Annotated in this window: 8 protein-coding genes; 2 read left to right on the top strand and 6 right to left on the bottom strand. The window is 55.9% G+C overall.

Going from position 1 to position 10,805, the window contains the following annotated elements; genetic code table 11:
• Positions 1 to 23: 23 nt before the first annotated feature.
• From CO656_RS22755 to CO656_RS22735, 5 genes are all read right to left on the bottom strand, one after another.
• Complete coding sequence (locus tag CO656_RS22755) at positions 24 to 407, bottom strand: hypothetical protein (protein WP_004129699.1); 384 nt, start codon at positions 405 to 407, stop codon at positions 24 to 26.
• A gap of 79 nt (positions 408 to 486) precedes the next feature.
• A complete protein-coding gene (locus CO656_RS22750; protein WP_004129705.1) occupies positions 487 to 915 on the bottom strand; it encodes a carboxymuconolactone decarboxylase family protein in 429 nt (142 codons plus the stop codon).
• A gap of 91 nt (positions 916 to 1,006) precedes the next feature.
• A complete protein-coding gene (locus CO656_RS22745) occupies positions 1,007 to 1,894 on the bottom strand; it encodes an NAD(P)-dependent oxidoreductase (RefSeq protein WP_037155965.1) in 888 nt (295 codons plus the stop codon).
• An 88-nt stretch (positions 1,895 to 1,982) separates the two neighbouring features.
• On the bottom strand, positions 1,983 to 2,666 hold the full coding sequence (locus CO656_RS22740) for a GntR family transcriptional regulator (RefSeq protein ID WP_013984692.1): 684 nt from the start codon (positions 2,664 to 2,666) through the stop codon (positions 1,983 to 1,985).
• A gap of 423 nt (positions 2,667 to 3,089) precedes the next feature.
• Positions 3,090 to 3,776 (bottom strand): LysR substrate-binding domain-containing protein, encoded by a 687-nt coding sequence (locus CO656_RS22735; protein WP_004129713.1) that lies wholly within the window; start codon positions 3,774 to 3,776, stop codon positions 3,090 to 3,092.
• Between the two features lie 135 nt (positions 3,777 to 3,911).
• Between CO656_RS22735 and CO656_RS22730 the strand changes: the two genes are divergently transcribed.
• Positions 3,912 to 5,468 carry an ISL3 family transposase gene (locus tag CO656_RS22730; protein WP_097527231.1) on the top strand — a complete coding sequence of 519 codons (1,557 nt, stop codon included), beginning with the start codon at positions 3,912 to 3,914 and terminating at the stop codon, positions 5,466 to 5,468.
• 40 nt (positions 5,469 to 5,508) lie between these two features.
• Complete coding sequence (gene dctP / locus CO656_RS22725; protein WP_234819560.1) at positions 5,509 to 5,985, top strand: TRAP transporter substrate-binding protein DctP; 477 nt, start codon at positions 5,509 to 5,511, stop codon at positions 5,983 to 5,985.
• Positions 5,986 to 6,444: 459 nt separating this feature from the next.
• On the opposite strand, the gene CO656_RS22720 is transcribed toward dctP, so the two are convergent.
• A complete protein-coding gene (locus CO656_RS22720; RefSeq protein ID WP_097527230.1) occupies positions 6,445 to 10,512 on the bottom strand; it encodes a restriction endonuclease in 4,068 nt (1,355 codons plus the stop codon).
• Between the last annotated feature and the right edge of the window lie 293 nt (positions 10,513 to 10,805).

The following is a 10,805-nucleotide window of genomic DNA, read 5'->3' as shown; positions in this document are numbered from 1 at the left end:
GCCCGTGATTGGATCATGCCTGGTCATGCTGCTACTCCTTCCGGGCGGGCTTCGCGCATCAGGTTCGTCATGCGATTGAGCGCAGGGAGATACGCGAAGGTTTCGTTATTGTTGCTAAGGAACAGACCGTGTTTGATGTTTGACGACTGCAGGCACTGATAAAACGGCCGCGGCTTCTTCTGGAGAAGCGCGTCCCACTGTTCACCCGTGCCCCGGATGACGATCTTGCACTTCTCGTCGTCGTAGGCGGCTTCTTCGACCTTCACCATCTTGCCGTCTTCGAAGTGGAGTGCGACGCTGCGGCTAGGAAAATCGCATTTGATAATGCCGTTGAGATAACGGGTTTCGCGCTTGAACTCGAAGTCCTCCAGCGCCAGTTTTTTGAACTTCTCGAGATCGATGGCCAAGTTCGGCTCCTCCCTGGTTAAAACGGCGCGGCCGATCCACGCCTTTCAAAATTTTCCGCCACGCCCAGCGGCGGCGGCTTCAGATGCCCATTTCGTTGAAGACCTCCTGGGCGTTTCGGAAGCTGTCGATGCCCGCCGGTACGCCGGCGTAGATCGCGACCTGCAGGAAAATCTCCTGGATTTCCTCCTTGGTGAGGCCGTTGTTGATCGCGCCGCGCACGTGCCCCTTGAGCTCATGCGGACGATTGAGAACGGAGATCATGCCAAGGTTCAGAATGGACCGCGCGCGCCTGTCGAGGCCTGGTCGATTCCAGATCTCGTTCCAGCAATACTCAGTGACGAGCTGCTGCATAGGCCAGGTGAAGTCGGTCGCCTTACCGAGTGCTGCGTCGACATAGGCATCGCCCATGACTTCACGACGCGTCGCCAGCCCTTGAGCGAACTGTTTCGAAGGGACAGGCCGCTCCTTGCCGTGTGTTTTCACTTTCGTTTCTTTCGTGGCGGTCATTCGACAACGCTCCTAGCTTTACTGTCTATGACAAGATCAACTGATTGTCCGACAATCTGTCTGTTTCGCCCGAATTCGCGAGTTTCCGGGGCTAATTGTGATCTTCGACGTATCGGATGATGCGGGTGTGGTCCTCGGATGGGCCTAGCGCCTTCTGTGCAGCATCCCAGGCGTCTGCCGTGCTGGCGAGAGCATCGAGGCGAAGACCAAGCGTCTTGGCGAGATCGGCGGCGATGCGGATATCCTTGGCCATCAGGCCAATGGCAAATCCCGACCCGAACGTCTCAGAGAGGATGAACTGCTTCATCTTCACTTCGGTGGCGTTGTTCTTTCCAGACGACGAGTTGAGAATATCGACGATCGTCGCCGGCTCCAGGCCGAAGGCACGTCCAAGAAGGACACCCTCGATCGCCGCCAGCACACCTGCACCGGATACGAAGTTGTTAATCGCTTTCATCGCGTGACCCGAGCCAACTGGCCCCGTCCGGAACACCTGTTGTCCCACTGCCTTCAGCAGCGGCTCGGCCTCCTCGATATCAGCATCCTCCCCACCGGCCATGATTGTCAAGGTGCCGGAAACGGCGCGCTTGACGCCTCCGGAGACCGGGGCGTCAACCAGCCGAAGGCCACGAGAAGCAAGTTCGAGACCGAGTTCCCTTGTGTCGTTTGGAGCAGACGAACTCATGTCTATGACGACGGCATTCTGCTTCAGGCCGCCACAGGCGTTTTCGGCCAGCAGCGCCTCGCGCACGATCTTGCCGTTCGGAAGCATGGTGATCACGAAACTGGCCCCGACCATGGCGTCAGAAATCGTTTCGGCGGCTCGCCCGCCCGCATCAGCGAGCTTTATCTTGGCGTCTTCCGAGAGGTCGAAACCGACGACATCGAAGCCCGCCGAAATGAGATGTTGAGCCATAGGTTGGCCCATCGCGCCCAGCCCTATAAAGGCCACGCGCGTTGCGTTGAGTGTCGATGGCATTTTTTCCTCCGGACGCGTGCGAGCAATGAAACCCGCCTTCCTTCAGAGAGGATTAAAAAGATTATCAGACAATCTGTCAATCGAAATTTTAAGTTTCTGGCGCTGCGTTCTTCCGGAGGTATTCAAGTGCGACCTTGGCAGCCTGGTCGATATGGAATTTGCAGGCCGCCGCCGCCAACGGCCCGTTGCGATTCTGGATTGCGTTCGCAATATCCCTAATTTCGGCAATGCTATGCGCAAGCCGTCCCGGTTGCGTCATGGTTGTCATTCGAAGGAGATTTATCCGATTATGCAGAGCTGTCAGCATTTGCCTTACGAACACGTTTTTGCTGCCGTCCATCAAACAGTTGTAAAACGCGTTTTTCGCATCTATGAGGCGCGCACCGACGCCACTTTCGGCAGCGGCTTCGAATTCGACCACTGCGGCTTGAAGTTTCGCTATGTCCGCGGCAGTGCCATGCTCAGCGAACTGCTGACCCGCGAATCCTTCAAGAAGAGCCCGAACAGTATAGAGTTGCTGCGCTTCCTCGTAAGTGATCGTACTGACGACCGGCCCCTTATGGGGATAGCTTGTGATGATGCCTTCAGCTTCGAGCTGTCGCATTGCCTCGCGAACCGAGGTCCTGCCGACGCCCAGCATTTCGCAAAGTTCTCGCTCTACCAGTCGCTGGCCGGGCTTAAATCGCCCACTGGCTATCGCCTGACGCAGAGTCTCCTCAACTTTTACGCGCAAAGTCGCACTTTGTCTGGATATCTGTAGGTCCGTCTGCATCGCCCGCCAACACCTGTAATCGGCTCACGCCGCGCTAAATCATTCTCTACATATGGAGGCATTCGCTCTTAATATCAATCCAGATTGTCTGAGAGCTGCCAGTCTCAGTTGATCTCTTCGCGACAGCTTTGCCTGCTCGTCGTGTCTGACAGCCATAGACTTGCGGGCTCTTAACTCGCGGATAGCGCCGCCGGGAGCGCGATCTGACACGGTCCTACAGCTATGGCCTTGAAGTCGTCAGCGCAGAGACTGGTGAGAAGGACAGTAGACGGCGCATATCGTGCTCGGTGGCCGCTCGCCTCGCAATCGCAAAAACTTCAAAAAATCTCGAGGCATGGCTAAGAGAAGGTTGGGCATCACGCATATTGCTGTCTCGGCGTTTCAAAGAACGCCGGACGATCTTGCTGCCCGTCAGAGGTTCGATCAGCCTCGCGCCCGCATTTCAGCCGAGGCAGTGTCTTCAAGCCATACGTTTTCGAGCCATTGCTTGAACGCGTTGACCTTTTCTGATCTGAGCCGCGAGCGGACATATGTGAGCGTGTGGCAACGAAGGTTGGGGCCTGTCATCCCGAACGGAAGGACGAGGTTACCTCTTTCCACATCCCGTTCAAGAAGCCGGTAGCTCTCCAGGCACACGCCGCGTCCTTCGACAGCGGTCGCAATCGCCATAAACGCATCGCGAAATCGAGCGCCGCGATTGACGTCAATCGCCAAGCCGTGGTCCTTCGCCCATTGTTGCCAGCTGTAAAGCGTCTGCTCCGACTTGATTAAGGTGTGGCCCACCAGATCCGATGGCTTGCGTATGGGCCGCTCGCCATTCGCCACCTCGGGAGAGCAGGCTACGACGATTGTCTCAAGGGGGAACTCCTCCGCCGCGATAGAGCCCAGTCGAGGAGCGCTGCCGTAGCAGATATCGACATCGACCGAGCCATCGGACAATTTTGCAGGATCCGATGTAGACAGAAGCCTGATTTCGATCGAGGGATACAATTCTTCGAACCGAGGCAATCTTGGCATAAGCCATAGCGAAGCCAGACTTGAAGCACAGCCGACGCTCAGGACGTCGACGCTGTTGCGCCGGCACACCTCATCGGTCGCCTGCTCAATCATCGAAAGCGCTTCTGAAAGATCACGGTGTGTTGATTGCCACTGAGAACTGACCCGGCGTTTCCACCGAGAATTGGCTCTGACTCACATTTGCTGCTGTCGTGAAGGAGGTTTTGCTGATTCACCGGAGGATCAGCAATGGGCCATCGATTGCCGCATGCGAGTCTCGCGTCGTTCGGCTTTGCAGTAGAAGCAGTGAAGATCATTGGGGAATGTGTTCAAGTTCGGCTTCGATCGCGCAGCCTATCAGCAGCTTGTCCAGACTGCGGGCGATCCAGCCGACGAATTCAAAGCCGATATGAGCGGCGACCTGCTGACTTACCTCTCAGCGGCCGGCGGGTAGAGTTGACAGTCGTGACGCGTCGGTTCTGGTGCGATGCCGTGCTGTGTGGCCGGCGTATCTTCTGCGAACGGTTTGGTGACAACGTGCTAGCTCGCTATGGTCGACGCACCCAGCGACTGGAGACGATTGTTCACCATCTCGGATTGGCGCTCGGCGGTAGGCCTGCCGCAGCATTTGCCAATCGTCTAATGGTGCCGGTGAGCAACGACACGCTGTTGCGGGTGGTTCGCCGCCGTATCGGTGATCAGAACGAAGACCTCAAGGTTATAGGCATTGACGATTTTGCCTTCAGGCGCGGGCAAACATACGGAACGATTGTTTGTGACCTTGAGCGGCGTCGACCCGTTATCCTATTGCCGGATCGTGCGCTGGATACGTCTCGAATTTGGCTTGCTGAGCATCCTTCAATATCGATTGTCGCCCGTGATCGGGGCGGTGGCTATGGTGAGGCCATAGCGAAGGCGTTGCCCGATGCTGCGCAGGTCGCCGATCGGTGGCATCTGATGGAGAATTCCAGCCGGGCCTTCCTCGACGCTGTCGGCAAGTCGATGCGGCAGATCAGACAGGCTGTCGGTAGCAATGTCGTTGATCCCAAGCTTCTGACATACGCTGAGAAGCTGCAATATGAGGGATATCTACGCCGGCAGGAAACAAACGAGGCGGTCCGCGAACTGTCGAAAAAAGGAACATCCATTCGACAGATCGTGCGGCAAACCGGCCATAGCCGGAAGCTCGTTCGCGACGTTTTAAGGGGCCAGCGTCTCGACGTATTCCGGACGCGGCCCAGTTCTCTGGATAGCTGGCTGCCCTGGCTCAACAGCCGCTGGGAGGAAGGGGCACGGAACGCTTCGGCACTCTGGCGTGAGATGAAGACGAAGGGTTTTGCGGGGCAGAGTGGCGTCGTCTCGCAATGGGCGCAACGCCGACGTCTTGCAGAAAAGGCCAATCAGAGCGGGCTCGCTAGGACGCCATCGGCACGGGTCATCGCACGGCTCATGACCACCGCACGCGATGACCTTGCAAAGTCCGAAGCGATCCTGGTGGCGGCGATCGAAGTGAACGTCCCGGAGCTTGTGGTCGCCCGCACGGCCATCGGTGACTTCCAGTCCATGATCCGCTCGAAGACAGCGCGAAAGCTCGACGAGTGGTTGGAAGCCGCTAGGAACAGCCTGGTCGGATCGTTTGCCGGCGGCGTCGAAAAGGACCTCGACGCCGTAAGAAATGCAATCATCTCAAAGTGGTCGAATGGGCAAACGGAAGGTCAGATCACACGCTTAAAGCTCATCAAGCGCCAGATGTACGGAAGAGCAAAGCTCGATCTATTGCAGGCACGACTGATCGGCGCAACGTAGGAGCGGCACGTCAGCAAATGTGCGTCAGAGCCAATTCTCAATGGAAATATCAGGCCACGCCGGGTCAGTTCTCAGTGGCAATCAACAGTCCATTAATTTCAACGAACTCTATTCTGCACTTCAGACGAAGGTCGTCGATGGACAGGAAAATTCGCTGGCGAACATCAAGACCGCAAATATTGTCGAGGTCCAAAAATACTGCGCATTAACCCGGCACATGTGGGACGCGTTTTTCTGCGTTGCCAACAAGCGCAACTGGGCAAGCCTGCCGGCGGATGTGCAGGAGGTCGTGAGCCGCAACATCAACCTAGCCGCGCTTGATGAGCGCCAAGATATGGCCAAGTTGTCGGAGTCCCTCAAAGACGTCCTGGCCAAACAGGGCCTTGTATTCAATCAGCCCGACACTGAGGCGTTCAGGCAGAAACTTCGCGACGGCGGCTTCTACACCGGCTGGCGCGAAAAATATGGCGAGGAATTGTGGGCAATTCTCGAGAAGACGGTAGGGAAACTCACGTAGGCCCCTAGAAGGTATATGTTCTCCCAGAGGCCGGCTGTCCGGCCGACTTCCGGGTCTCGTGAGAACATCACGAGACCCGGCTTTTTTCGTGACTTTGTGGCAATCGCGTGCAGCGGGTGGCGCCGGCGGATCATACTCGGGCGCCTTGAAGGGATATGAACCGACGACCGCCAATCAGGCTAGCTAAATTCCTGATTACATTGGCTTAAAAATCACAATGATATGCCATTCGGAAGCTTCCGTTTGGCATTGATGTGGCCGTTGGCTGCGGAGGCGTGCAACCAACGATTCCTGCGTTTGGTAGAACGGCGTTTGCCCAAGCTCGCAGCATAAACGGCCAGCGTGAGACCGCCCATCAACTCCGCGATCAGGCGCCAATACTCTTGGTGGTAGTGGGATCGACAACAGATGATCGTTCCGACTTCAGCGCATACAGGGCTCTCATCTTTATCGGCTTGCTCATAGCGCTATGTCCGCATCTGGGTCGCCAGCAGCGAGCGCATTCAGGTAAGCCAAGCACAGTTCGCAAGATCGATAATGGCCGTGATAAGCCTCCTTTTCAGCGCGCTCGAGCGTTGGAAAAGTGGAATAGATGTAGCGAACATCGTCACGGTCCTTAATGCCATAAAGGTGGAAGAAGACGGCATCTAACTTTGCCCGTAGCTTGAGCCGTCGCTCCTCGCTCCATGCGAACGGCGGCCGGATTTCGCCGGACTCCTTCACATACCCTATGTCACGAGCAAATGGTGCCATATCGTGGGCCGTGTAGGTCAATTCTAAGACAGCGTCCCGCACAATCTGCCCTGCTGTCTTATCGCCAAACATTACCTCGTTATAACTTTGGGAGGGAACGACAGGAAGTTGTTCAAGAATGTACTTGTTAAGGTTCCTACTTTGAATTTTCTGCCGAGCTGTAAAGTCGCATACTATCGAGCAAAGGTTGCCCAGGAGTAGCGCAGCGTCATATGCACCAAAGTCTCCGACAGGGGCTAAAAACGGCAGCTTGTTCCCATATCCGCTGCGTGGCACAAGAGCTGCAATTAGGCTCCTTTTGTTGTTGGTATTGCATACGTCATTGAACGCTAAGAAATACTCTCCCGCAAATTTCATCTCGGACTCGGCAACCCAGTATCGCGGCTCCGGGACAAAATCAGGATTTTGTAATTCCTCCACGCTCGCGTGAACAGCCACACCCTGTCCGCTGACGCTGCCGCTGTTTGCCCGAACACCGGCGTAGCGGTGATTGAAAGTTGATATCATTTTCCCCTCGAACAGAGGCAACCATTTGCCTGAGGAGGTTCCGTAAACCTGCCCGCCCAAGGGATAACCGCCTTCATTCTCAATCAACTCTTGCTTCGTGCGAAACAGGCCTGAAGCGCTGGTCATGTGAAACATCGTGGCATATTTCACCGGCCAAACTTTGATTTCCATATTGCCCTCACGCTCAACCAGGATCGGAAGGCGGGCATAAATCTGACTAAGCAGGTCACCCGATTGGGAAGCGCGATAAATCGGCACGGTACCAGTGTTTGGATTTACGCGGCGGCAGTCTTCACTATCAATATATGACAGCCGAGAAGACCCATCCTTCGGCAACTCCGTCAATTTGACTGCGTATTTGAATTTCTCGAATAATCGCTCGCCGCCGGTCAACACGATTATTGTCGGTTGGTCTTCGTGGTGAACATCTTGAAACAACCAGCCGCTTTTGTTTTCAAATGACAAGAATGCTTTGACGCGCTTAGCTTGACTTGCAAATGAAAAAAATTCTGCAGCGGTTTTGTCCGCTCCAATTCCGATAGGCGTGAGAAGGCCTACCATTCCGCTGTCTTTGACGAGCGCCATAGCCCGTTCAACAAACAACGAATAAATATTTACGTCGCCGCCTGACAACAGTGGATAGTTACCTGACTTGCGAGCGATCTTGACCGCCATCTCGGCACGCGCGCTTGCCTTCTTGTAGTCGGCAGTAAGCGGATCACCGGTGCTCTCCAGCTCCGCAACCATTTTCTTACGGTCTGCCGCCTTCTGCACCAGCGCGATTTCGCGTCGACGTGCAGCAAACCATTCGACCTGCTGCAATTTCATGCGGTCCCACGGCGGATTCCCGATGATCGCGTCGAACCCGCCAGTTAAACCATCACTTGCCCAATCTCCCCATACGCCCGGAAAAGCCACTTGCCAGTGCAGAAACCGTTCTTCGGTGATCAGTTCGCGAGCTGTGGTAAGTATCTCGACGAATCGCCGACCGTAGTCGTCGCGGACCTGCGGCTTTCGTCTGCCGAGTGCAATCTCAACGGGGTCTCCGAAAGAGCCGTCAAAAAAGCCCTGAATGGCCTTCGCGTTGTCCTTCCCTTTCAAGTCCTGCCATTCAATCGCGTGAAGCAACGAAAGGAACGCGTTAAGCGGCGCCGTCATCACCTGGACGCCTTCAAAGATTTCCTGCGAGCGGTGCGCTTCTGCGATCTCCGCATCCGGTAGGCCTTCGATGGTCTGCATCGAGGCCGCAGACCCAAGCGCCGTCTTAACCGGTTCGTGAAGCAGCAGGGGGCTACCATAGGCTGTGGCTTTTTCGATACCGGTTTTCACCCAAGAACCGAAAAGGCTATCCCCGCAGCGGAGATGGTGGTCGAGAAACGACAGCGGCGCACCTACCGTGAAGCTGTGCAGCCAAAGTGCGACCTTGGCAAGCTCTACGGCCATCTGATTCTTGTCCACACCGTAGACACAGCGCTTGAGGACCATGCGGCGGATGATGTGACGGTCATCGAGCTGTTCGGGATCGACGGTCCATCTACGCTCTTCCGCGTGGCCGAGAATAGTGCTGCGGATGCCTTCGATCCGATCGGCGAGTGGTGAGATGTAGTCTGCCCACTCGACGATAGTTTCGGTCTCGGCTATGGCGGTGATGACCTGATCGGCCAAGTAGTCGACAAGGCTTACAAGAAAATGTCCTGAGCCCATGGCCGGATCGCAAATTTTGAGATCGAGCAACTTCTCGGCCGGGTCGAACCGCCTTAGGATGCCCAGCTTGCGTCCTTCATCCTGGTCCGACGCTGCCAATTCTTCGGCCTTTTCCCGAAACGCGGCCAGACGCACTTCGATCAACGGCTCTAGCGTCTCGCGGATAATGAGAGCAACTAGATCATCTGGCGTGTAGTAGCTGCCTGAACTCTTACGCGCGAATATGTTGGGGCGGATATCGACGATGTCGCCGTCCCTGATGACCTCATGTTCGAGCAGCCGTTCGTAAATCGAGCCGAGTTGTTGCACCGTCAAGTCACGATAGTTGATATATTTCCGTGCGCCGTCAGCTCTCTCAAAAGAGAGCTTGTCGATCACCTCCGCCATTATGGAATCGGAAAGGCGCACCCGGCGTAACAGTGGAGTGCGTTCGGAATCGAATAGGCCGCCATTGTATGGCGGCAACCCGATTGACGAGTCACCTTCATCAATAGCGCGGCACAAATCGTCGAGCACGGACCAGTAGCGCGCCGCCGTCGTCGAGAAGGTGTCACCCCTGTCCTTGCGGTCACCGACATCGAGCCGAACACGATCGCGCAGTCCATAGTCGTCGTATCGACGATCGTTTACTGGGAGAAGGTTGCGATCCTCCGCGTAGAGGATAAATAGCAGCCGATAGAGAAGGATAAGTGCCGCTTCGCGTACATCCTCCAGCGGGGCATCCGCTGCGCTGTTGGCTATCGAACGCGCCAGCAACGGATAGATATGGTCGAACACCAGGTTCGACAGGTCGGCAGCGACGCGCTCCTCGTAGAATTTGCCTTCCTCAAGGGCGCGGAAATGGAAAGTCCGCGGATCGGTCGCGGAAGGGAGAAACGCTTCCCTTCGAAACATCAGAGCGAAAACTCGAAGGGCATGCCGGCGCAACTCGCCATCAAGCGCGACCAGGTTGTCGCCAGACCCTGAGATTCCGAGAACGGCAGCAAGGTCAATTTCGAAGAACTGCTCGGAGACCGATCGGGCGCCCGAGTAATAAAGCCGCCACCTGCCGCCGTTTGTGAGAATGCCCCAACGTAGGTTGCCAGTCGTCAAATCGTCAACACGCCGTAGATAGCGGAGCATCTGTGTCGATGGCGCAAGCTCCTCACCCCGCCGGCCCGATTGGCGATCGAGCGGTCGGCGCCAGCGCTTCGATTCAACTATTGCGAGACCAAATTGATAACGTCTCCACTCTTCGGGAGATCGATCTGCCTGCGTCTTTGTCGCCGCATCGGCAAAAAGCAGGCCATCCGGCACATCATCCCTGCCTTTGACGGTCAGGTTCTGCTGGCGCATAGCGTGGCTCCAGCCCAGCCGCCTGAGAATTGGCCAGATCAAATCGTCTTCAGTTCGGGTTTCGTTAGGCGTCTGCCCAATTGGAAAGGACGAGAAAGCGGCAGCTAAGTCTGCAGCCAACGCATCGACATCGTGGTCACTGACACTTTTCCAGTCCGCATTATCGACAATCGACTGCGTAAGAAAATCACTGGTAAAAAGACTACCCTGAAAGATACCTTCGATCATTAACTCTTCTGCCCATTCAATCGTCTGCCCGATAATCGATAACCCAAGTGAAGGATTCGCGCGCGCGCTATTGATCCTTATCCGGTGCTATCCCCCGCTTATCCGGACCGCGGGTCGAAATTTGGGGTTCCCTCAACGCTTTCCGATGGAACGCGGACGCGCAGTATCGTCGTGCTTGTCGCGGTTCGGTGGTGGATGGTTGCCTATTTTTTACGTTCTTAAGGTTGCAATGGACTGTCCCTAATTATCAGCTATGCGTAAACTCCGAGAATCGACGGCGGCTTCTGGCGGAA

Source organism: Sinorhizobium sp. FG01 (assembly GCF_002531875.1).
In the GTDB taxonomy this organism is placed as follows: domain Bacteria; phylum Pseudomonadota; class Alphaproteobacteria; order Rhizobiales; family Rhizobiaceae; genus Sinorhizobium; species Sinorhizobium fredii_C.
The sequence above is the reverse complement of the archived record's forward strand: the minus strand, read 5'-3'. Positions and strand labels throughout refer to the sequence as shown.